The organism is Sphingomonas sp. AC435 (assembly GCF_979253005.1).
The window spans coordinates 529,028-550,288 of record NZ_CEEDCJ010000003.1 but is presented as its reverse complement, the minus strand read 5'-3'; the positions used below and the strand labels follow the sequence as shown (position 1 = coordinate 550,288).

Here is a 21,261-nt window from a genome sequence, read left to right as displayed (position 1 = left end):
CCGCTCAGCCGAGACCGTAGGGAGCCCAGGCCTTCACCGCAGCGGTGTCGGCCTTCGCCAGCACCTTGGTGCCGCGGTTCTGGCGGATGTACTTGCCGTTGTGGTGCAACAGGCGGTGGCGCTTGCCGGCGACGCCGTGCTTCAACAGGCCGGTGGCGGTGAGCTTGAAGCGCTTCTTCACGCCGCTCTTGGTCTTGAGCTTGGGCATTTTTTTCCTTTCAAATGGGCGATGCATCGGACAGCCGCGGCAGCCCTTGTGGCCGGGCCGTCTTCACGCGCATCGCTCGGTGAAGCGGGGCCGTTAGACGAGCCGACGCCGAATTGCAACCGATGCGTCGGTGCAAGCCCGAGCGACCGATGCGGAACCGCAACGGTATGTGGAGCGTCGGGCGGCGATGGAGATGACGGCCGACCAGACCCCAGCGCCGCCCCCGCCGGCCGAGCCCGGCACGCATGATCCGGAGGCTGGTCGGCGCAAGCGACGCATCCTGTGGCGGGTGCTGGGCGGCATCGTCGTTGCGCTGTTCGCGGTGTGGCTCTTGCTGTTCGTCACCAAGGGCCGGTTCCTGAAAAGCACGTTCGAGAATTTTGTCGGAGGACAGACGCACCGCAAGGTCACGGTCGGTGGCGACTTCCAGCTCTACTTCGCGCCGTTCCGCATCAAGTTCTACGCCGAAGATTTCCGCATCGCGAACCCGGAATGGGCGAGCAGGCCCGACCTGTTCGTGGCGAAGCGGATTGACACCCGCATCGCGCCGCTGTCGCTGCTGTTCGGCAAGCGGCGGATGTACTGGCTGGATCTGGCCGACGGCTCTGCCGATCTGGAGTGGAATGCGGCGCATACCGCCAACACCTGGACCTTCGACGGCAAGAAGGGCGGCAAGCCGCTGGAGTTCCCACGGATCGATGTCGCGACGGTGCGCGGAACGACGGTGCGCTATGTCGATCCGCGGATGCGCGTGCTCGCGGACCTGAAGCTGGAGGACATCACCTCCACCGATGCGCGCATCGGCAAGGCGGTGGGGGTGACCGGCAAGGGCCGCATCCGCGACACCCCGTTCACGCTCGTCGCGCAACTCCTGTCACCGGACGCCACTGCCAATCGCGGGCAGAACAAGCTCACCGGTCGCATCCGCGCAGCGGGCAATGTCGTCGATGTGGCAGGCACCCTGCCCTCGATCGCCGATATCGAGAACGTGCCGCTGCAAGTCGCGGCGCGCGGACGTAACATGTCGGAACTGCTGGGCATCATCGGCGTCGCGATCCCGAACACGCGCACCTATCGCCTGCGCGGGCAGATGGTGAAGGACGGCGATGTCTACACCTTCACGCGCATCCGCGGCGTCGCCGGCAAGACCGATCTGGCCGGCAAGCTGACGATCACGAACGGCGAACGCGTGCATCTCGATTCGGTGCTGACCACGAAGAGCCTCGACATCGTCGATGCCGCGCCCTTCATCGGCTACAATCCCGATATCGTCGAGGCGAAGGGTGCGGTCGCCGCCGCTGCCGCGACGGGCGCAGCACCGCAGCGTATCCTGCCCGAGGCCGCGCTCCCGGTGGAGACGATGCGGGCGTTCGACGCGGACCTGAAATGGACGATCGGCGTCGTGCAGTCGCGCAACCTGCCGATCTCCAACATCGATCTGACGCTGGACCTGGAACGCGGTCGGCTGGCGCTGTCGCCGCTGACGTTCGCGATGGCGCGCGGCAACGTGGCGTCGGACACGGTGTTCGACACCCGGCGGCGGCCAAGTGCCGTCACTTACGACATCCGCCTCGCGCCGACGCCGATGGGGCGGCTGCTGAAGGGATATGGTCTTGCGGAATCGGGAACGACCGGCACGATCAAGGGGCGTATCCAGTTGGCCGGGCGCGGCGATTCGGTGCATGATTCGCTGGCGACGTCGCAGGGGCGCATCGCCTTCGTGATGCCTCAGGGGACGTTGTGGACGCGCAACGTGCAGCTCGCCGAGCTGGATCTCGGTACTTTCGTGCAGAAGATGTTCGAGGGGAAGCTGGAGAAGCCGGTGGAGGTCAATTGCGGGCTGCTGGCGTTCACCGTTCGCAACGGTATCGCCGCCGCCGATCCGATCCTGATCGATACGTCGAAGAACGTGATCCTGGGTCGCGGCGGCTTCAGTTTCCGGACCGAGGCGATGGATCTGGCGTTCCGCGCCGACGGGAAGAAGTTCTCGTTGTTCTCCGGCCAATCGCCGGTCGGGTTGAAGGGGTATTTCTCCCAGCCGTCGATCGACGTCATCAGCGACCAGTTGATGGGCCGTGCGGGCGTCGGGCTGGGCCTGTCGCTGGTGGCGACGCCGCTCGCCGGGGTGCTGGCGTTCGTGGATGTCGGCGATGCGAAGTCGGCGGCGTGCGGGCCGGTGTTGTCGGGGGCGCGGGCGAGCCAGCAGCGCACGACCAAGGGCGAGAAGCGCGACGATGTCGGCAACGGCACGACCGCGACGGCCGAGGACGGGAAGACCGGCGCTGGGCAGAAGAAGGACCAGCGGAAGAAGTTTCTGGGGATTTTCTGAGATGGAGCACCGTGGATGCCCGGACAAGCGCGGCATAACGGGGGTATGACGGTGCGCTAGCTCTGCTTCGCACCCGCGATGCGCGACTTGTTCGCGGACTGGTCCGCCCTGCTATACCGTGAAGCGATCACCGCCCGAAGGATGCGCCCGATGTTCCTGTTCAACGGCCTGGAAAGCCACCCGCGGTCGTTCGTCAAGGCGGTGTCTTGGCGGACGGTGGGGTCGATCGACACGTTCCTGCTCGGGCTGTTCTTCTCCGGCGGCGATGCGAAGCTGGCAGGGTCGATCGCCGGAACCGAAGTGGTGACCAAGATCGCGCTGTTCTATTTCCACGAGCGCGCATGGTCGCTGGTGCGGTGGGGCCATCGGCGCGCGCCTGACGAGTCCGGCGAGGGCGCTCCTGCCGTACCTGTAACCTGACCTATGACGGTTTCTGTTGCAAAGCAGCGTGGCTACCGCCCATCTAGGGACAGTGCTGCGCCAATATGAACTGGTCGATCGAGTTCTCGACTACGATCCCGACGCCGACGAGGCGTTGCTGAACCGCGCCTATGTCTTCTCCATGCACGCGCATGGATCGCAGAAGCGGGCGTCCGGGGACCCGTATTTCAGCCACCCGATCGAAGTCGCTGGTATCCTGACCGACCTGCGGCTGGACGACGAGACGATCGCCACGGCGATCCTGCATGATACGGTCGAGGATACGGTCGCTACGCCGGAAGAAATTGAGCGGCTGTTCGGTCCCAACGTCGCGCGACTGGTCGACGGTGTGACGAAGCTGTCGAAGATCGAGGCGCAAACGGACAACGAGCGTGCCGCCGAAAACCTGCGCAAGTTTTTGCTGGCGATGTCGGACGACATCCGGGTGCTGCTGGTGAAGCTGGCCGACCGGCTGCACAACATGCGGACGCTGCACCACATTTCCAAACCGGAGAAGCGGCGCCGGATCGCCAAGGAAACGATGGATATCTATGCCCCCCTCGCCGAGCGGGTGGGCATGTACGAGTTCATGAAGGAGATGCAGACGCTCGCCTTCCAGCAGCTCGAACCGGACGCGTATGAGAGCATCACGCGGCGGCTGGAGCAGCTGAAGATCGGCGGCGGCGACCGGATCGCGCGGATCGCATCCGGGCTGAAACTGCTGCTGAGCCGCGCCGGGATCGAAGCGGACGTGTCGGGGCGCGAGAAGCACCCCTATTCGATCTTCCGCAAGATGAACGAGCGGCACATCAGTTTCGAGCAGTTGTCGGACGTGATGGCGTTCCGCGCGCTCGTGCCGACGGTGGAGGATTGCTACCGCGCGCTGGGCGTGATCCACCAGCGCTGGCCGGCGGTACCGGGACGCTTCAAGGATTATATCTCGACCCCCAAGCGCAACGGCTATCGATCGTTGCACACGACGATCATCACCGCCGAGCAGACGCGCGTCGAAATCCAGATCCGCACCCCGGACATGCACGCCGAAGCCGACTTCGGCCTAGCGGCGCACTGGAGCTACAAGCAGGCGTCGAAGCCGGACAAGCAGGTGAGCTGGATCCGCGATCTGGTCGAGATCCTCGACACGGCGGACAGCCCGGAAGAGCTGCTCGAACATACCAAGATGGCAATGTACCAGGATCGCATCTTCGCCTTCACACCGAAGGGGGAGCTGATCCAGTTGCCCAAGGGATCGACGCCGATCGATTTCGCCTATGCGGTGCATACCGATCTGGGCGATCAGGCGGTCGGCGCGAAGATCAACGGTCGCGTCGTGCCGCTGTCGACGGTGATCGAGAATGGCGACCAGGTGCAGATCCTGCGCTCCGCAGGGCAACAGCCGCAGGCGGCGTGGTTGAACGTGGCGACCACGGGCAAGGCGCTGGCGGCGATCCGGCGGCACCTGCGTCAGACCGAACGCAGCGAGCAGATCGACCTCGGCCGACAATTGTACAACGACATCGTCGAACGGCTGCCGGCGCAACTGGCGGCGGATGCGCTGAAACATGCGCTGAAGCGCCTGAAGCTGTCGGACGAGCCGGCGTTGATGGTGGCGATCGCGCGGCGGACGCTGTCGGATGCGGCGGTCATGGAAGCGCTGATGCCCGGATCGGCGGGCGCGGACGTGGCGGCGCTGGCACCGCAAGCGACGGCGATCTCGATCAAGGGGTTGCGGCCGGGCGTCGCCTACGAACTGGCGCATTGCTGCCACCCGGTGCCTGGCGACCGCATCGTGGGGTTGCGGCGGCCGGATGCGGGGATCGAGGTCCACGCGATCGACTGCGCGGTGCTGACGGAGCTGGCCGACCGCTCCGACGAGGAGACGGACTGGGTCGACGTGGCGTGGGGCGACGCGACCGAGGGTGCGGTCGCGCGTATCCAGGTGACGGTGCGCAACGAGCCGGGCGCGCTGGGCGTGCTGGCGACGGTGATCGGGCAGCACAAGGCGAACATCATCAACCTGCGCCTCGACACGCGCGACACGCGGTTCCACACCAACGTCATCGATGTGGAGGTGCATGACGTGCATCAGTTGATGCGGCTGCTCGCGGCGCTGCGCGCGATCGATGCGGTGAATGCGGTGGAGCGGGTGTAGGGATTTTTCCGCGGGGCGCTTTCGGAGAGCGCCCTACTCCGTCGCGTCGCTGCGAGGATCATTGCGAAGTGGCTGGGCGGCCTGTCACCCAGTCATCACCCCGGCAAACCCCTCGGTCCAGTCGGGTAGCGCTTTCCGTCGATTACCGCCGACATAGCGACTGGACCCCGGCCTTCGCCGGGGTGGCAGAAGAGGGTTTTTCAACAACCCGAACAGGGGCCGTTCCCGGCTAGCGGTGTGCGCCTCCGACTGGGCTCCCAGCTTTCGCCGGGATGACGGATCGGCTTACCAGAGCACGCCCTTTTCGGGGGTCAGTGGCGCGGGCGGGGTGTCGCCGATCGATTCGAGCAAGTCGATCTCGATCGTGCGACACATCGCGTTCAGCGGCACGTCGTGGATCGTGTCGGCGAACGGGTCGACGAGATCGTCGCCGATCTGGAGCACGGCGAGGAACATCAGGCCGGCGATCGTCGAGCCGATCGGCGTCGCGAAGCCCAGCGTCTCGACCAGCCCGATCGGCAGCAGCACGCAGAACAGCTTGGTGAAGAAGTTCGGGAAGAAGCGGTACTGGTTCGGCAGCGGCGTGTTCTTGATCCGCTCCATCCCGCCCTGCGCGTTGGCGATATCGATCAGGACGCTTTCGAGGCTGGTCTGCTGGATGGTGTCGATCCAGCCTTGCCGGCGCGCCTCGTCGATGCGGCGGCCAGTGCCGTCGAGGATGCCGTTGGCGGTGTTGACGCGCGCCAGCGACGGCGATGCCTCCCCCTGCGACAGGAACTTCAGCACCACTTCGTCGCGCGGGTGCTTGCGCAACTGGCAGCGCAACGCGTTCACATAGGCGATCTGGCGGAGCACGATCGTGCGCTTCAGATCGTGCGCCTCCGGATCGGGCAGGAAGTTGCGCGCACCACGGGCGAGATTGCGTGATGCGTTGATCATCGCTCCCCACAGGATGCGACCCTCCCACCAGCGCTGGTACGCGGAATTGTCGCGAAAACCGAGGAACAGCGCGAGCGCGGAACCGAACAGCGTCAGCGGCAGGGACGGCGCCTTGAACGGCAACAGGAAGTACGTGACGGTGACGATGCAGTCCCACACGAACAGGCCGAGCAGCGGCTTCCAAACCTCGGCCACGATACGTTTCAGGCGGGGGGTGGCGTCGACGATCAAGCGGTTTTCCTTTCGGCCTGTGTAACGCTGCAATGCAACATCAGTTCAGAAACTGAGTTTCAGCCACCTGCCAAAGCACGGTCGCGGAGCCCGCGCCAGACCCTGATCGCCTGCACCGTTTCCGCCACGTCGTGGACGCGCAGCAGCTGAACGCCGAGATCGGCCCCGCGCAGCGCGAGGGCGAGGCTCCCGGGGAGGCGCTCGGTCGCGGGGGCTTCTCCGGAGAGCGCGCCGATCATCCGTTTGCGACTGACGCCGAGCATGATCGCGCAACCGAGGCCGTGGAACGCGGCCAGACCGTTGATGAGCGCGAGATTGTCCGACAGCGACTTGCCGAAGCCGATGCCGGGGTCGACCAGTATCCGGCCGCGGTCGATACCGGCGGCGACCGCGGCATCGATCCGCGCCTCCAGCCACGCGAATACTTCGCCGACCACGTCGCGATAGGCGACGCGGCCGTGGCCGCCGTCGCGCGGGTCGGGGGAATGCATCAGCACGACAGGGGCGGCGGTGCGGGCAACGACCTCCAGCGCGCGGTCGTCCCACAGCAGGGCGGACACGTCGTTGACGATGCCCGCTCCGGCGGCGAGTGCGGCCTCCATCACCGCCGCCTTGCGCGTGTCGATCGACACCGCCGCGCCGCTGCGGGCGAGACGTTCGATGACCGGCACGACGCGGGCAATCTCGTCCCCTTCCCAGACGGCGGTTGCGCCGGGGCGGGTGGACTCCCCGCCGACATCGATCAGCGCCGCCCCCGCCGCGGCCATGTCGATCCCCGCCGCCGCTGCACCCGCCGGATCGTCGACATGCGCGCCACCGTCCGAGAAGCTGTCGGGCGTGACGTTGAGGATGCCGGCGACGAGCGGCTGGTCGAGGCGGAGGGTGCGCTCTCCCAGCGTCAGCGGCCGGCGAAGCGCAGTGGCACGGGCGTGGAGCGTGACGATACGCTCGCTCTCGGAGGCGACCTCCGCGACCGGGACGATGCGGCGGGTGCTTCCGTCGACCAGTTCGTAGGCGGCAAACCACTGCATCCCACCGGCCAGCCGCGCGACGCTGCCGTCGGGGAGGCCGATGGGGGTGTCGACGAACTGGACGGGGCGGAGGTAGGTCATGGGGTTGAGCCTTGTTCCTCCCCGCCAAGGGGAGGTGACAGCCCGCAGGGCTGACAGAGGGGTGTCCACGCCGGCGGTGTCACCCCTCCGGCGCTCCGCGCCACCTCCCCTTGCAGGGGAGGATTCGCGGACCTTACGGCTGCGTCGCCAGCAGGTAAGTCTGGCGCAGCGCGTCGATCGGGGCGAGCTTGCCGTCCGATTCGTAGTGCCAGAAGCTCCAGCCATTGCAGGCCGGGGCATTCTGCACCGTCGCGCCCAGCTTGTGGATCGAGCCGATCGCGCCGCAATCGCTGAGCAGGCTGCCATCGGCGCGGATGGTTGCGCGAAAGCGGCGCTTCGCGTCGGTCAGGACCGCACCCGGCGTCAGATACGCATTCTCGACGAGCACGCCGAAAGCGACCTTCGGCGCGGCGCGCGGGCTCTGCATCGTCGCGAGCGCCGACTCGTCGAGCGGCAGCGCAGCCGCGATGCGCTGTTCGGCCGCCGCGATATAGTCTTCCTCGCGTTCGATCCCGATCCAGCTGCGGCCGAGCCGACGGGCGACCGCGCCGGTCGTGCCGGTGCCGAAGAACGGGTCGAGCACGACGTCGCCGGGCTTCGTGCAGGCGAGGAGGATCCGATACAGCAACGCCTCCGGCTTCTGGGTCGGGTGGACCTTGACGCCGTCGCGCTTCAGCCGCTCCTGCCCGCCGCAGATCGGGAACTCCCAGTCGCTGCGCATCTGGAGTTCGTCGTTCAGCGTCTTCATCGAGCGGTAGTTGAAGGTGTATTTCGCCTTCTCGCCCTTCGATGCCCAGATCAGCGTTTCGTGCGCGTTGGTGAAGCGGGTGCCGCGGAAGTTCGGCATCGGGTTCGCCTTGCGCCAGACGATATCGTTCAGGATCCAGTAGCCGAGATCCTGCACCGCCGCGCCGACGCGGTAGATGTTGTGATAGCTGCCGATCACCCAGATCGTGCCGTCATCCTTCAGGATGCGGTGCGCCTCCGCCAGCCACGCGCGGGTGAAGGCGTCGTAATGCTTCAGGCTGTCGAACTTGTCCCAATCGTCCGTGACCGCATCGACGTGCGTGCCGTCCGGGCGGAACAGTTCGCCGCCGAGCTGGAGGTTATAGGGCGGGTCGGCGAAGATCATGTCGACCGACTTCGCGGGCAGCGCGCGCATCGCGGCGATGCAGTCGCCACGGATGATGCTGTCGAGCGGCAGCACGGCCGGAGTCGCGACGGTGCCGCGCGCCGCGACCCGCGGCTGCCTGATCTTCTCGATAACCCCCATCACGTCCCCCTTGCCGCCCCATTCGCGCGAAACAGCGGACTCTCGTCAAGCGAACATTGGTTAACCGTGTCGGCGGCGCGGCGGCGAGGTCGGCGGAACATCATGAGTCCCGCCCCAGATGTTGCGGCCCCGCGAGTCGGCGGGCGCAACCCCTTGGGTGTGTGACTCGAAAGACTCGTCGATCGGATTTGCGACGAGGTGCGGGAGGGTCACAGGACGAGCATCGATTGCGGTCCGCCGACGACCGCTGCGACGGGGGCGAAGCTGCGTCGGTGAATCGGGGTGGCACCGTGTTCGCGCAGCGCCGCGAGGTGGCGCGCGCAGCCGTAACCCTTGTTGGAATGCCAGTTGTACTGCGGATGCGTAGCGGCATGTTCGAGCATGATGCCGTCGCGCGTATGTTTGGCGACGACCGAGGCGGCGGCGATCGACAGGCTGTGCGCGTCGCCGCTGACGATCGCGGTGGCGGGGTAGCTCCAGCGGGGCAGGCGGTTGCCGTCGACCAGCACGTGGCCGGGCGCGCAGCCGAGCTTCGCGACCAGCGCATCCACCGCGAGCGTCATTGCCTTCATCGTCGCCCAGTAGATGTTGAGGCGATCGATCTCCTCCGGCTCGACGATGCCGATGCCGTAGACGGCGCGGGTCTGGATCAGGCCGCACAGGCGCGCGCGTTCGGCGGCGGAGAGTTTCTTCGAATCGTCGATGCCGCGCGGCGTGCCTTTCGCGGGCAGGATGACGGCGGCGGCGACGACGGGGCCGGCAAGCGGGCCGCGGCCCGCTTCGTCGACGCCGGCGACGGGGGCTAGACAGGCTTTCTCGTGCTTCAGGCCCGGCATGTGGCGTCCTCGAACGGAATACGGCCGAGCGCGTGGCCCATCGGGCCGTGACCGCCGCCGAGGCCGGGCGCGGCGGCGAGCGCGGCCTGGACGAAGGCGATCGCGCGGTCGGTGGCGGCAGGCAGCGTCATCCCCTGCCCCAGACCGGTGGCGATACCGCTGGCGAGGGTGCAGCCGGTGCCGTGGGTATGGGCGGTGTGGATACGGGCGTGGGTCCACCGGTGGTCGCCGGCGTCGGTAACGAGGCGGTCGGTGATCGTGTCGCCCTCGCCGTGGCCACCCTTGGCGAGTAGGGCCGCGCCCGTCGCGAGGACCGCCGCCTCTCCGCCGAGCGCGGCGAGTTCGGGCAGGTTCGGCGTGACGACCACCGCGAGGCGCATCAACCGGTCGAATGCGGCGATCGTGTCGGCGTCGGCGAGCATCGCGCCGCTGGTGGCGATCATGACGGGATCGAAGACGACGGGGACGCTCAGGGATTGCAGCATGTCGGCGACGGCGTGAGCGGTGCTGGCCGAGCCGATCATGCCGATCTTGACCGCATCGACGCCGATGTCGTCGATGACGCTGCGCATCTGGGCGACGACAGTGTCGACGGGGACGGCGTGGACGGCCTGCACGCCGAGCGTGTTCTGGGCGGTGATCGCGGTGATCGCGGTCATGGGGTGGCCGCCGAGCATCGTCACCGTCTTGATATCGGCCTGAATCCCCGCGCCGCCGCCCGAATCGGAACCGGCGACGATCAGGATGCGGGCGACCGAAGTGGAGGAAGTGGAGGCGCTGGACGGGGTGTCCTGTGCTTCGGGTTTCGGGGCTTCAGGCATGGGGGCGGTGTAGCGGGTTTGGGGCGTGTAGGACATTTTTGTTCGAGGTGTTTTAGTGGCGCGGAGAAGACCGGGGTGTGGCTTCCGGCTGCCGTTCTCCCGCGAAGGCGGGAGGCCAGTGTCTTCCGGGCGGCTGGTGGGGGTGCTGCTGGGCCTACTGGGTTCCCGTTTTCACGGGAGCACGGGGTGGTTCAATCCCGCCTCTTCACGTCCCCGGCGGAGGCCGGGGCCCAGTTTCGGTGAAGGACGTGAGACTCACTGGGTTGGCGGCAACTGGGCCCCGGCCTTCGCCGGGGAGGGGTGTTCGCAGGAAGCCGATCCCCTTCGTAACTCCGCGCGACCGGCCGTTTTCAGCTCTGAAACCGCCGCTCCGCCGATGGCGGGTTCGCCTTCAGGGCCTTGCCGGTCCGGGTCGGGCGGTCCAGCAACTCGCCGCCGCAATTCGGACAGCGGTCGTCCAGCTCCTCTGCGCATTCGGCGCAGAAGGTGCACTCCATCGAGCAGATGAACGCGCCGGGCGCGGCGGCGGGCAGGTCCGCGCCGCAGCGTTCGCAGTCGGGTCGCATCTGGAGCATCAGCCGGTCCTCTTCACGCCGCAGCCTTCACGGCGTCGCAGATGCGGTCGACGAGGCGTTCGACCTGCGCGGCGTCGTCGCCCTCCGCCATGACGCGGATGACGGGTTCGGTGCCGGAGGGGCGGATGACGAGGCGGCCGCGGCCCTTCAGTTCGGCCTCGGCATCGGCGATCACGGCTTTGACCGCGTCGGTCTCCAGCGGCTTGCCGCCCGCGAAGCGCACGTTCTTCAAAAGCTGCGGCAGAGGATCGAAGCGGTGCAGGACCTCGCTCGCGGGCGCGTTGGCGCGGCGGACCTCGGCCAGCACCTGAAGCGCGGCGACGAGGCCGTCGCCGGTGGTCGCATAGTCGGACAGGATGATGTGACCGGACTGTTCGCCGCCGACATTATAGCCGCTGGACCGCATCTTTTCGAGGACGTGCCGGTCGCCGACTGCGGTCCGGACGAGGCCGAGGCCCTGCGCCGACAGATGGCGTTCGAGGCCGAGGTTGGACATGACGGTCGCGACCAGGCCACCACCGCGCAGCTTACCCTGACGCGCCCAGCCGGCGGCGATCGTCGCCATCAACTGGTCGCCGTCGACCACCCTGCCCTGCTCGTCCACGACGATCAGCCGGTCGGCGTCGCCGTCCAGCGCGATGCCGATGTCGGCACCCGACGCGACCACCGTCTCGGACAGGGTCTGCGGCGCGGTCGAGCCGACGCCGTCGTTGATGTTGGTGCCGTTGGGCGTGACGCCGATAGCGATCACGTCGGCGCCGAGCTCCCACAGGGCGGTCGGCGCGACGGAGTATGCGGCGCCGTTGGCGCAGTCGATCACGACGCGCATCCCGTCGAGGCGGGCATCCTCCGGGAAGGTGGATTTGGCGAAGTGGATGTAGCGGCCGGCGGCATCGTCGATGCGCTTGGCACGGCCGATCTGCTTCGAGGGCGCGAGCGGGATGTCGCCGTCGATCAGCGCCTCGATCGCCAGTTCGGCCTCGTCCGACAGCTTGAAGCCGTCGGGGCCGAACAGCTTCAACCCGTTGTCGGCGAACGGATTGTGGCTGGCGGAGATCATCACGCCGATATCGGCGCGCATCGACTGGGTCAGCATGGCGATGGCGGGCGTCGGCAGCGGTCCGGTCATCACCACGTCCATGCCGACGCTGGTGAAGCCTGCAACCAGCGCGGATTCGAGCATATAGCCCGACAGGCGGGTGTCCTTGCCGATGACGACGCGGTGTTTGTGATCGCCGCGCAGGAAGTAGGCACCGGCGGCCATGCCGACCTTCATCGCCATTGCCGCCGTCATTGTGCCTGTGTTGGTCGCGCCGCGAATACCGTCGGTGCCGAAATATTTCCTTGCCATCGCGCGTCGTTCCGTCTCGCTAGTTGAAGGGCCGATAGCGCAAGGACGCTTCTAGCGCGAGTATGGGGAGCGCGAGCATGTCGCAGGCGACACGAATATTGACGGGACTGGCGGCGGGGCTGCTGCTGGGGATGCTGGCGGCGGCGCTCGTCCCCGGTGCGGCGATCGCGGCGACGACGGTGACGCAGCCGATCGGCGCGGCGTGGCTGCATGGGTTGCAGATGGTGATCGTGCCCCTCGTCATGGGTCTGCTGGTCACCGGCGTCGGCGCGGCGGCGGATGCGGCGCGGGCGGGACGGATCGCGGTGCGGGCGATGCTGCTGTTCGTCGCGGTGCTGTGGGCGACCACGATCATGGCGGCGGTGGTCATGCCGCTGCTGCTGAAGGCGTGGCCGTTGCCGACGGCGTGGAGCGCAGCCCTGCGTGCAGGGCTGGCGTCGGCGGCCCCGGCGGGACAGGTGCCGGGGCTGGCGGCGTTCTTCGACAGCGTGGTGCCGACCAACGTGGTCGCGGCGGCGGCGGCGGACGCGTTCCTGCCGCTGACGGTGTTCACCCTCGTCTTCGCGTTCGCCACCGCGACACTGCCGGAGGAAAGCCGCGAGCGGCTGACCGGGCTGTTCCAGGCGATCGTCGATGCGATGCTGGTGATCGTCGGCTGGGTATTGAAACTGGCGCCGATCGGCATTTTCATGCTGGCGTACGGCGTCGGCGCGCGGACGGGGACGGCGGCGTTCGGCGCGCTGGCGCACTACATCGTACTGGTGTCGAGCGTCGGCGTAATCGTGCTGATCGCCGCCTATCCGCTGGCGTGGCTGGCGGGCGGCGTCAGACCGGGCGTATTCGCGAAGGCGGTCGCGCCGGCACAGGCGGTGGCGATCAGCACGCAGTCGTCGCTGGCCAGCGTGCCGGCGATGCTGAAGGGCAGCGGCGAACTGGGCGTACCCGCCTCGACCGCGGGCATCGTCCTGCCGCTGGCGGTGGCGGTGTTCCGGGCGACCAGCCCGGCGATGAACCTGTCGGTGGCGCTGTACGTCGCGCATCTGCTGGGCGTTCAGATCGGGCCGGCGCAACTGGCGGCGGGCATCGCGACGGCGGCGATCACGACGATGGGATCGGTGTCGCTGCCGGGGACGATCAGCTTCTTCGCCAGCGTCGCGCCCGTTGCGCTGGCGATGGGCGTGCCGCTGGAGGCGCTGGCGCTGCTCGTTGCGGTGGAGACGGTGCCGGACCTGTTCCGCACGGTCGGCAACGTGACGATGGACGTGGCGGTCACGTCCATCGTCGCGCGGCGAACGCCGGATTAGGCGGGATCAGGCATAGGCGAGCCGGGTCGTGCGACGGCGATAGCGGGCCGCGCCGCCGACCGCCGCAATCCCCAGGATCATCATCGCCCAGGTCGCGGGCTCCGGCACCGCCTGGAACGCGTTCAGGCCAAACTGCGCGTTCATGTCGCGATAGGCGGCGGCCTGCACGGCGGCGGTGGGATGCGTGCCGTCGAACGAGAAATAGCCGACGCAGCCGCTGGCTTGAGCGTTCGCCTGAATACAGGTAGTGGTCTGGTCCAGCGTCGGCAGGCCGAACGCACCCGGGTTGGTCGTCACGCGGGCGAAGAAATCCGCATAGCTGTAGCGGAACAGGCTGGTGTCGCTGTCCAGCATCAGCCCGTCGAGGGCGGCGGTGAGATAGGTGTTGGCCTCCGCATTGCCGGGGCTGGCGGGCAGCGGGAAATCGGTGATGAGGATGTTGCGGACGCCCGCGTCGTTCAGCGCCTGCACCGTGGCGGCATATTCTGTCGCGGCGGCCTGGACGTAGCTGTCGGTGGTCGGGAAGCGCGACGGGACGGTGCCATTGGTGATCGCGAAGATGTCGTTGCCGCCCATGTTCAGCACATACAGGCCGTTGGTGTCGACCGCCTGACCGCTGACCCGATAAGCAGCATATTGCGCGGTGATGTCGGGGATGCCGTCACTGTTGTTGACGATCCGCGCGCCGCCGAAGGCGAAGTTGCTGCCGCCTGCGAGCGAGGGGCGCGTTGCCGTGCCGAACAGGTCGCGGCTCAGCAGGTCGGTATAGTCGTAGCCGTTGGTGAAACGACCCATGAAGTAGCCGAGCGCGGCGTTCGGCGTCGCGCCGCCGGTCAAGATGCTGATGTTGCCGGCATCGACCAGCGAGTCGCCGAAGACCGTCAGCGATGTGAATCGGGCGGTGTCGCGGTCCGCCGAGGCGGGGCTCGCGGCGATCATCGCCGCCGTCGCCAGACACAATGCGAGCGTGGTCTTGTGTAACATACTGCCTCTCCCTTGTTTTTATTAACCGTATCCTGCGCCTGCGGATGCGGTTGCTCAAGGGGTAATCGACAGAGGTGTCAGTAGGACTGCCGCAGTTCCTCTCCGGCACGGGAAGGCGGCGGTCCGAAAGGCGGACGGAGGAGCAGCCACGGGCCGTGTCGCCTGTGGCTGCCCCTCCGGCGCATGCGCGCCACCTCCCCTCGACGAGGGGAGGATTTTAGGGGCGCGGCTTCTGCTCGGTGCGTGTGTCCGTGCCCGCGGCGGCGGGTTCGCCGATCGCGGTGTCGCCGGCCAGCGCATGGTCGGGCTCGCCTAGCGTATCCAGATGCATCAGCTTCGTGACGAACGGTGCCAGGACCAGCACGACAACGCCGAGCCCGATCGCGAACCAGCCGATGCGGCCATAGACCTCCAGCACGCGCTCGACGCCCGCACCCTCGCCGCCGGTCGCCTGCGCGATCACGCCCGCCAGGAAGTTGCCGGCGGCGGTGGCGAGGAACCACGTGCCCATCATCAGCCCGGTCATGCTGCCGACCGACAGCCGCGTCATCGACGACAGTCCGACGGGCGAGAACAGCAGCTCGCCCGCGGAGTGGAAAGCGTACAACAGGATGATGACGATCGCCGGGGTCAGCCCCTGCGCGGGCGCGCCATATGTCAGGACGAAGAAGCCTGCGCCGACCAGCACGAGGCCGATGCCGAACTTGAACGCCGCGCTCGGTTCTCTGCCCGCTCTGGCCAGCTTCACCCACAAGGCCCCGAAGATCGGCGCGAGCGTGATGATGAAGAAAGGGTTGACCGACTGGAACCACGAGGCCGGGATTTCCCAGCCGAGCAGCGACCGGTCGACCTGCTGGTCCGTATAGACGTTGAGCGACGAGCCGGTCTGCTCGAACAGCGCCCAGAACAGCGGCGACAGTGCGATCAGGAACAGGGCGGCGAGGATCCGGTGGAACTCCTGACGCGGCAGGGTGCGGATGGAGCGCGTCAGGATGTAGCCGACGGTCAGGATCGACGACACGATCAGCAGCGTGCCGACCACGCCCTGATTGCCGACCAGCCACCACGCGACGAGCACCGCGCCGACGGCGCCGAGATAGATCAGCCATTCCGGCGACAGACCGATGCGGGTGCGCGTCGTCAGCAACGCCGGCTCCGGCGGCTCGCCGACGCCGTGCAGCGCGCCGCGGCACAGCACGAACACGACGAGGCCCAGCACCATGCCGATCCCCGCCGCGCCGAAGCCGTAGGACCAGCCGACCGTCTCCCCCAGCGCGCCGACGATCAGCGGGCCGACGAACGCACCGGTGTTGATACCCATGTAGAAGATCGAGAAGGCCCCGTCGCGACGCAGGTCGTCGCGCGGGTACAGCTTGCCGACGAGGACAGAGATGTTCGCCTTCAGGAAGCCCGTGCCGACGATGATAAAGGCGAGACCGAGATAGAAGCCCTGTAGTGCGGAGCCCTGAACACCCTGCGGCGCCTCCACCAGTGCGATCAGCAGATGGCCGATGCTGATGAGGACGCCGCCGGTCAGCACCGCCTTGCGCGGGCCCATGAACCGGTCGGACAGGTACCCGCCGATGATCGGGGTGATGTACACCAGCGACGTGTACGCGCCATAGACGGCGTAGGCGGGCTGTTCGGTGAACAGGAAGTGCTTGGTCAGGTAGAAGACCAGGATGGCGCGCATCCCGTAGAACGAGAACCGCTCCCACAACTCCGCGAAGAACAGCATGAACAGGCCGGTCGGGTGGCCCAGAAACGTCTTCGCATGGGGCGGCACCCCGCCTGCCCGTGGGCCGTCACGCATTACATCGGTCATCGACTACTCCGGTCGCCCGCAGGCGGATGCGTATACCGTAGCGTGACGACCGGCGCTGTAAATACGCACCTGCCCGCCCTATCTGCGGATCCGCATGTTCAACGATCGCTCCACCCCCCTCGCCTTCCTGTCCACCCGCCGCTCCGGCAAGCCGCGCGACCTGATCGCGCCGGGTCCGGATGCCACGACTCTCAATCGCTTGCTGGCGATCGCGGCGCGCACGCCCGACCACGGCAAGCTGGCGCCGTGGCGGTTCGTCGTGATCGACGATCGCGCGCGCCTGGCGCAGGTGATCGGGGACGCCTATCGCGCCGAAAAACCGGATGCGAGCGAGGCCGAGGTCGCGAACATGGCGGGCTTCGCACATCAGGCGCCGGTGCTGGTGGCGGTGCTGTCGTCGCCGAAAACGGGCGCGATCCCGTTGTGGGAACAGGAATTGTCGGCGGGCGCGGTGTGCATGAACCTGCTCCACGCGGCCAACGCCCACGGCTTCGCGGGCGGGTGGCTGACGGCGTGGCCGGCCTATTCCGACGCGGTGCGCGACGCGCTGGGCTCGGCGGGCGAGCGCATCGCCGGGTTCGTGTTCATCGGCACGCCGTCACGCCCGCTGGACGAGCGTCCGCGTCCCGACTCGGCCGATATCGTCTTCCACTGGTGAGTCGACAAGCTGCGTACATGCTGTATTAAGTCACCATGACAGCACTCAGCGGCAACGAGGACAGCCCGGTCTATCTCCGCCTTCGGAGCGCGATCACGTCGTCGATCCTCCGCGGGCAATATCGCGCGGGCGACCAGCTTCCCTCGGTCCGCGCCTTCGCCGCCGAACACGGCGCGAACCCACTGACCGTCGCCAAGGCGTATCAGGGATTCCAGGACGAGGGCTATGTCGAGGTCCGGCGCGGCGTCGGTATGTTCGTGCTGCCGGGTGCGGCGGAAAAACTGCGCGGCGCGGAGCGCGAGACGTTCATGACGGTGCACTGGCCGCGCATCGTCGAGGCGGTGGATCTGCTGGGGCTGGACTGGAACGCGCTGCTGGAGCGGGAGCGGGTTTAGACGTCCGCATTCGGTTCGGCGTCACCTGTGAGGGGAGCTTGGAAGCGGGGAGCATGACGCCGGTTGGCGCGTTACCCCATCCATGCTCAGCTTTGCCCTGCTCGCCATCGCCGCCGTCCAGCCGATCGATCGTACCCCGGAACAGGCGCGCGGCGTCGTGCAGCGTTATTATGCGGCGATCGAGCGCGGGGATTATCACGGTGCGTACCGACTGTGGTCGGGCAAGGGACAGGCCAGCGGCCAGAGCTATGCCGCATTTACGCGAGGCTTCGCGCGGACGGCGCATACGCGGGTCGTGGCAGGGGCGCCGATCGACGGCGAAGGAGCGGCGGGTTCGGTGTTCATCACTGTGCCGGTGCGCGTCTACGCCACGTTGAAGAACGGCCGGCATCAGCGGTTTGCGGGGCAATATATCCTGCGCCGCGTCAACGACGTGGACGGTGCGACGCGCGAGCAGTTGAGCTGGCATCTGACTTCTGCAACGCTGCGACCAATCGGCTGACGCGCTTCCACGGCTGAAACGCCATTTTCCGAATCCCTCCGGACGCTCAACGATCCGCTAACTCTCCGCACGCTACACCGTTGGCGTGACCGATCGAACCGCCCCAGCCGCCCCGCCCGTCCCCGTCTCGCCGGCCCCCGCTCGCGGACGCAGTCGAGGCGAGTCGCGTGTCGGCACGCTCGACACCGCCCTGCCAGCGCTGATCGGCTTCACCGACGGCAAGGACGCGACGATGTGGGCGCGCATCCGGGCGACGCAGCTTCAGGCGGGACGCGGGCTGGCGGTGTTCATGTTCGCGGCCAACGCACTGGGCGCGGCGATGGCGGTGATGCTGTTCGCGCCGTTCGCGCCGCTGATCCAGGTCGTGGGATGGGGGATCGCGACCGCGCTGGTGGCGGCCGGCGTGGCGCTGCGTCGCCTGCGCTCGCACCACCGCGAGGACGGCTATGCGCGACTTGCCGACATCCGCAGCACGGTGTGGGAGGGGGCCGCGCTGGCGGCGCTGTGGAGCGTGCCGTGGCTGCTGATCGGCGCCGTGCCGGCCGGTACGATCGCCGGATTCGGGCTGGTGCTGGCGATCCTGATGACCGGCGCAGCCTATGCGATGGCACCGCTGATGCTGGCGACGATGGCCTTTCTCGGCGGCATCACGGTGGCGGCGGCGAGTGCCCTGACGCTGGTGGGCGCCCATGCGGCCGCGGGTGGCGCGGCCTGTTTCGCGCTGCTGCTGGGCGCGATCTGCGCCAGCCGCGCCAAGTCGCTGGTCGCGCTGCGCGCCGCCGAGATCGCGCTGGAGGAGCGCGACGAAACCGTCAGCCTGCTGCTGCGCGAGTTCGAGGAGACCGACGCCGACTGGCTGTGGGAGACCGACACCGCGCGCCGCGTCATCAAGGCGTCGCCGCGCTTCGCGCTCGCCTGCGGTCTCGATCCGGTGACGATCGACGGCATGCCATTCCTTCAGGTGCTGGCCGGTCCCGCCTGGGAGAGCGGCAATTTCGCCGCCGGGCTGCGTCTGCTGGCGGAAAAGCTGAAGGCGCGCGAGAGCTTTCGCGACGTGCGCCTGCCGGTGACCGTGGCCGGTGTCGAGCGCTGGTGGGAATTGTCCGCCAGCCCGCGGTTTGACGATCGCGGCCAGTTCTGCGGCTTTCGCGGAGTGGGGTCGGACGTGACCGAACAGCGCGCCTCCGCCGACAAGATCAACCGCATGGCGCGGTACGACACGCTCACCGGACTGCCCAACCGCCTGCACGTCAACGAGACGCTGGCGCGCGCGATGGCGGAGGCGGATCGCTGGGGCGGGCGCTGCGCGTTCATGATGATCGATCTCGACCGGTTCAAGGCGGTCAACGACACGCTGGGCCACCCGATCGGCGACCGGCTGCTGAGCCGCGTATCCGAGCGGCTGGGCCAGTTGATGGGCAAGGGCGAGATGTGCGGGCGGCTGGGCGGCGACGAGTTCGCCGTGGTCGTCGCCGACGCGAACGACCCCAACGTCGTCGAGGCGTTGGCGCGGCGGATCATCGAAACGCTGTCGCAACCGTACGAGGTCGACCAGCACACCCTGTATATCGGCGCGTCGGTCGGATTGGCGGTAGCGCCGCGCGATGGACGGACGGCGGAAATGCTGATCCGGTCCGCCGACCTCGCGCTCTATCGCTCCAAGGACAAGGGTGGCGGTGTCTTCCACGCGTACGAGCCGCAACTGCACGTCCGCGCCGAAGAACGCCGCGTGCTGGAAATGGCTCTGCGCAAGGCGCTCGAAAAGAACGAGATGCACCTCGCCTATCAGCCCGTCGTGGATGCGGATAGCGGACGGCTGACCGGGTTCGAGGCGCTGTTGCGGTGGGAAAGCCCGGAGTTCGGGAACGTCTCCCCGGCCAAGTTCATCCCGCTCGCCGAGGAGGCGCGGCTGATCGGGCCGATTGGCGAATGGGTGATGCGCACCGCCTGCCTGGAGGCGGCGCGCTGGCCGGACGACATCCGCGTGGCGGTCAACGTCTCGCCCGACCAACTCCAGAACCCCGGCTTCGTCACCACCGTGACCAGTGCGCTGGCGGGATCGGGGCTGTCGGCAGGGCGGCTGGAGCTGGAGGTCACCGAAAGCGTGTTCATGCACGAGGGGCTGGGCGCGATAAAGACGCTGGAGCGGGTGCTCGATCTGGGAATCCGGCTGAGCCTCGACGATTTCGGAACCGGCTATTCCTCGCTCGGCTATCTCAGCCGCACGCGCTTTTCCTCGATCAAGATCGACCGCAGCTTCGTGCAGGCGGCGGCCAAGGGCGTGCGAGAGGCGGTAGCGATCATCAGCGCGGTCGTGGCGCTGGCCAAGAGCCTGGGGATGGCGACGACCGCAGAAGGCGTGGAGACCGAGGCCGAGCACCGGATGATCCAGGACTTCGGCTGCACCAAGGTGCAGGGCTATTATTTCGGGCGCCCGCTGCCCGTGGAGGAAGCGCGCGAACTGGCGAACCGGCGGATGCAGGCGGCGGCGTAGCGGCTATCCCGCCACGCTCCGCCTCACTTCAGCGGGTCATGGCCCCAGTTCATCAGCGAATAGCGCCATGCGGAGTGTTCCTTGTCGTCCGCCGGGCCCTTCTGCGCCAGATGACGGTGAACATATCCGACGACCTTGCGCATGTGGTCGTGGTCGGCGTCGGTCAGGTCCGCCTTCTTCTTGTGCTTGATCGCGACGATGCGCTGGCCCTCGTCATGGCCCACGCCGGTGCCGACCGATCGGCTCTCCTCGGTCGCCAGCCACTTCTCCAGCGCCGCGGGGGTCATGTTCACCGCCTCCTCGAATTCGCGGTGGATCGCGTCGTGGTCCTTGTCCTCTGCCATCGTCCGTCTCCTCGGGCGTGGGAAACGAACGCGCGTGGATCAGGGTTGCAAGAGACGGGACAGCGCGGCGCTGTAGGCGGAGGCGGCGGCCACGAAATCGATCAGGAAGCCGATCCACATGGCCGCCAGCACCGCGACCGACGCGACGTACATGCGGAAGCGCGGCCGGATGCGGCCGCGCAGATGGTGCCAGCTATGCACCGCGCGCAAGGCCACGTAGATCCAAGCGAGCAGGACCTGCGCGATCCCCGCCTGCTGCGTCGCCATCAGCAGCGGCACGATCGCGAAGAAGAGCACCGGCATTTCGAACAGGTTGGCGAGGTTGTCGGCCGCGGGTGCGGCGGGTCCGAAATACCGGTGCATCGCCGCACGATCGACGAAGTCGGCGGCGGTCGGGCGCACCGTTTTCAGATGGCGCAGGCGCTTCACGATCAAGGTCACCCAGACGGTGAAGATCAGCGCGACCATTGCGAACACGGGCCAGAGGATGTGGAACAGGATCATGGGC

The 21,261-nt window shown here is 67.7% G+C and carries 20 protein-coding genes; 8 read left to right on the top strand and 12 right to left on the bottom strand.

The features are described 5' to 3' along the window. Positions 1 to 4 precede the first annotated feature (4 nt). Entirely contained in the window at positions 5 to 208 is a 204-nt protein-coding gene (rpmI, locus tag AC0CH8_RS08980; protein WP_055841668.1) for a 50S ribosomal protein L35, read from the bottom strand. Between the two features lie 187 nt (positions 209 to 395). Between rpmI and AC0CH8_RS08975 the strand changes: the two genes are divergently transcribed. The 3 genes from AC0CH8_RS08975 to AC0CH8_RS08965 all read left to right on the top strand — a co-directional run bounded on the left by AC0CH8_RS08975 (position 396) and on the right by AC0CH8_RS08965 (position 5,109). Continuing rightward, the gene (locus tag AC0CH8_RS08975; protein WP_465239572.1) at positions 396 to 2,537 is read left to right on the top strand and encodes an AsmA family protein; all 2,142 of its coding nucleotides are present in this window, start codon (positions 396 to 398) and stop codon (positions 2,535 to 2,537) included. 78 nt (positions 2,538 to 2,615) lie between these two features. Then, positions 2,616 to 2,957, top strand: a complete 342-nt coding sequence (locus AC0CH8_RS08970; RefSeq protein WP_465239571.1) for a DUF2061 domain-containing protein — start codon at positions 2,616 to 2,618, stop codon at positions 2,955 to 2,957. Positions 2,958 to 3,009: 52 nt separating this feature from the next. After that, on the top strand, positions 3,010 to 5,109 hold the full coding sequence (locus AC0CH8_RS08965; RefSeq protein ID WP_465239570.1) for a RelA/SpoT family protein: 2,100 nt from the start codon (positions 3,010 to 3,012) through the stop codon (positions 5,107 to 5,109). A 285-nt stretch (positions 5,110 to 5,394) separates the two neighbouring features. Here the strand turns inward: AC0CH8_RS08965 and AC0CH8_RS08960 are convergent, their stop codons facing one another. From AC0CH8_RS08960 to glmM, 7 genes are all read right to left on the bottom strand, one after another. Beyond that, a complete protein-coding gene (locus AC0CH8_RS08960; RefSeq protein WP_465239569.1) occupies positions 5,395 to 6,279 on the bottom strand; it encodes a bestrophin family protein in 885 nt (294 codons plus the stop codon). Positions 6,280 to 6,338: 59 nt separating this feature from the next. Then, positions 6,339 to 7,391 carry a dihydropteroate synthase gene (folP, locus tag AC0CH8_RS08955; RefSeq protein WP_465239568.1) on the bottom strand — a complete coding sequence of 351 codons (1,053 nt, stop codon included), beginning with the start codon at positions 7,389 to 7,391 and terminating at the stop codon, positions 6,339 to 6,341. 133 nt (positions 7,392 to 7,524) lie between these two features. Then, positions 7,525 to 8,664 (bottom strand): DNA methyltransferase, encoded by a 1,140-nt coding sequence (locus AC0CH8_RS08950; RefSeq protein ID WP_465239567.1) that lies wholly within the window; start codon positions 8,662 to 8,664, stop codon positions 7,525 to 7,527. A 209-nt stretch (positions 8,665 to 8,873) separates the two neighbouring features. Then, the gene (locus AC0CH8_RS08945) at positions 8,874 to 9,500 is read right to left on the bottom strand and encodes a ribonuclease HII (protein WP_465239566.1); all 627 of its coding nucleotides are present in this window, start codon (positions 9,498 to 9,500) and stop codon (positions 8,874 to 8,876) included. Further along, positions 9,488 to 10,321 carry a bifunctional hydroxymethylpyrimidine kinase/phosphomethylpyrimidine kinase gene (gene thiD / locus AC0CH8_RS08940; RefSeq protein WP_465239565.1) on the bottom strand — a complete coding sequence of 278 codons (834 nt, stop codon included), beginning with the start codon at positions 10,319 to 10,321 and terminating at the stop codon, positions 9,488 to 9,490. The genes AC0CH8_RS08945 and thiD overlap by 13 nt, the downstream gene beginning before the upstream one ends. A gap of 350 nt (positions 10,322 to 10,671) precedes the next feature. After that, positions 10,672 to 10,896, bottom strand: a complete 225-nt coding sequence (locus tag AC0CH8_RS08935; protein WP_204197836.1) for a DUF1272 domain-containing protein — start codon at positions 10,894 to 10,896, stop codon at positions 10,672 to 10,674. Between the two features lie 13 nt (positions 10,897 to 10,909). After that, entirely contained in the window at positions 10,910 to 12,247 is a 1,338-nt protein-coding gene (gene glmM, locus AC0CH8_RS08930) for a phosphoglucosamine mutase (protein WP_465239564.1), read from the bottom strand. Between the two features lie 77 nt (positions 12,248 to 12,324). On the opposite strand from glmM, the gene AC0CH8_RS08925 reads away from it, so the two are divergent. Then, positions 12,325 to 13,551 carry a dicarboxylate/amino acid:cation symporter gene (locus AC0CH8_RS08925; RefSeq protein WP_465239563.1) on the top strand — a complete coding sequence of 409 codons (1,227 nt, stop codon included), beginning with the start codon at positions 12,325 to 12,327 and terminating at the stop codon, positions 13,549 to 13,551. 6 nt (positions 13,552 to 13,557) lie between these two features. On the opposite strand, the gene AC0CH8_RS08920 is transcribed toward AC0CH8_RS08925, so the two are convergent. Together AC0CH8_RS08920 and AC0CH8_RS08915 are read right to left on the bottom strand one after the other, a co-directional pair. Further along, complete coding sequence (locus tag AC0CH8_RS08920; RefSeq protein WP_465239562.1) at positions 13,558 to 14,535, bottom strand: SGNH/GDSL hydrolase family protein; 978 nt, start codon at positions 14,533 to 14,535, stop codon at positions 13,558 to 13,560. A 217-nt stretch (positions 14,536 to 14,752) separates the two neighbouring features. Then, entirely contained in the window at positions 14,753 to 16,360 is a 1,608-nt protein-coding gene (locus tag AC0CH8_RS08915) for a peptide MFS transporter (protein WP_465239561.1), read from the bottom strand. Positions 16,361 to 16,454: 94 nt separating this feature from the next. Between AC0CH8_RS08915 and AC0CH8_RS08910 the strand changes: the two genes are divergently transcribed. The 4 genes from AC0CH8_RS08910 (at position 16,455) to AC0CH8_RS08895 (ending at position 20,409) form a co-directional block, all read left to right on the top strand. Next, positions 16,455 to 17,018, top strand: a complete 564-nt coding sequence (locus tag AC0CH8_RS08910; RefSeq protein WP_465239560.1) for a nitroreductase family protein — start codon at positions 16,455 to 16,457, stop codon at positions 17,016 to 17,018. Between the two features lie 35 nt (positions 17,019 to 17,053). Then, positions 17,054 to 17,413 carry a GntR family transcriptional regulator gene (locus tag AC0CH8_RS08905; protein ID WP_204197790.1) on the top strand — a complete coding sequence of 120 codons (360 nt, stop codon included), beginning with the start codon at positions 17,054 to 17,056 and terminating at the stop codon, positions 17,411 to 17,413. An 82-nt stretch (positions 17,414 to 17,495) separates the two neighbouring features. After that, positions 17,496 to 17,915, top strand: coding sequence for a hypothetical protein (locus AC0CH8_RS08900; RefSeq protein ID WP_465239559.1), 420 nt, complete (start codon positions 17,496 to 17,498; stop codon positions 17,913 to 17,915). Positions 17,916 to 18,147: 232 nt separating this feature from the next. After that, complete coding sequence (locus AC0CH8_RS08895; RefSeq protein WP_465239599.1) at positions 18,148 to 20,409, top strand: putative bifunctional diguanylate cyclase/phosphodiesterase; 2,262 nt, start codon at positions 18,148 to 18,150, stop codon at positions 20,407 to 20,409. A gap of 23 nt (positions 20,410 to 20,432) precedes the next feature. Here AC0CH8_RS08895 and AC0CH8_RS08890 read toward each other — a convergent pair whose 3' ends face one another. After that, positions 20,433 to 20,753, bottom strand: a complete 321-nt coding sequence (locus AC0CH8_RS08890; RefSeq protein WP_465239558.1) for a DUF3140 domain-containing protein — start codon at positions 20,751 to 20,753, stop codon at positions 20,433 to 20,435. A 39-nt stretch (positions 20,754 to 20,792) separates the two neighbouring features. After that, positions 20,793 to 21,257, bottom strand: coding sequence for an MAPEG family protein (locus tag AC0CH8_RS08885; protein WP_465239557.1), 465 nt, complete (start codon positions 21,255 to 21,257; stop codon positions 20,793 to 20,795). Positions 21,258 to 21,261: the final 4 nt, after the last annotated feature.

Bases quoted from the DNA above. Each gene is read 5' to 3' on its own strand.
- AC0CH8_RS08885 (WP_465239557.1), bottom strand. From the start codon at position 21,257: ATGATCCTGTTCCACATCCTCTGGCCCGTGTTCGCAATGGTCGCGCTG.
- AC0CH8_RS08970 (WP_465239571.1), top strand. From the start codon at position 2,616: ATGCGCGACTTGTTCGCGGACTGGTCCGCCCTGCTATACCGTGAAGCG.
- AC0CH8_RS08950 (WP_465239567.1), bottom strand. From the start codon at position 8,664: ATGGGGGTTATCGAGAAGATCAGGCAGCCGCGGGTCGCGGCGCGCGGC.
- AC0CH8_RS08890 (WP_465239558.1), bottom strand. From the start codon at position 20,753: ATGGCAGAGGACAAGGACCACGACGCGATCCACCGCGAATTCGAGGAG.
- rpmI (WP_055841668.1), bottom strand. From the start codon at position 208: ATGCCCAAGCTCAAGACCAAGAGCGGCGTGAAGAAGCGCTTCAAGCTC.
- AC0CH8_RS08935 (WP_204197836.1), bottom strand. From the start codon at position 10,896: ATGCTCCAGATGCGACCCGACTGCGAACGCTGCGGCGCGGACCTGCCC.
- AC0CH8_RS08975 (WP_465239572.1), top strand. From the start codon at position 396: ATGGAGATGACGGCCGACCAGACCCCAGCGCCGCCCCCGCCGGCCGAG.
- thiD (WP_465239565.1), bottom strand. From the start codon at position 10,321: ATGCCTGAAGCCCCGAAACCCGAAGCACAGGACACCCCGTCCAGCGCC.
- AC0CH8_RS08900 (WP_465239559.1), top strand. From the start codon at position 17,496: ATGCTCAGCTTTGCCCTGCTCGCCATCGCCGCCGTCCAGCCGATCGAT.
- glmM (WP_465239564.1), bottom strand. From the start codon at position 12,247: ATGGCAAGGAAATATTTCGGCACCGACGGTATTCGCGGCGCGACCAAC.
- AC0CH8_RS08915 (WP_465239561.1), bottom strand. From the start codon at position 16,360: ATGACCGATGTAATGCGTGACGGCCCACGGGCAGGCGGGGTGCCGCCC.
- folP (WP_465239568.1), bottom strand. From the start codon at position 7,391: ATGACCTACCTCCGCCCCGTCCAGTTCGTCGACACCCCCATCGGCCTC.
- AC0CH8_RS08945 (WP_465239566.1), bottom strand. From the start codon at position 9,500: ATGCCGGGCCTGAAGCACGAGAAAGCCTGTCTAGCCCCCGTCGCCGGC.
- AC0CH8_RS08895 (WP_465239599.1), top strand. From the start codon at position 18,148: ATGTGGGCGCGCATCCGGGCGACGCAGCTTCAGGCGGGACGCGGGCTG.
- AC0CH8_RS08910 (WP_465239560.1), top strand. From the start codon at position 16,455: ATGTTCAACGATCGCTCCACCCCCCTCGCCTTCCTGTCCACCCGCCGC.
- AC0CH8_RS08905 (WP_204197790.1), top strand. From the start codon at position 17,054: ATGACAGCACTCAGCGGCAACGAGGACAGCCCGGTCTATCTCCGCCTT.
- AC0CH8_RS08925 (WP_465239563.1), top strand. From the start codon at position 12,325: ATGTCGCAGGCGACACGAATATTGACGGGACTGGCGGCGGGGCTGCTG.
- AC0CH8_RS08920 (WP_465239562.1), bottom strand. From the start codon at position 14,535: ATGTTACACAAGACCACGCTCGCATTGTGTCTGGCGACGGCGGCGATG.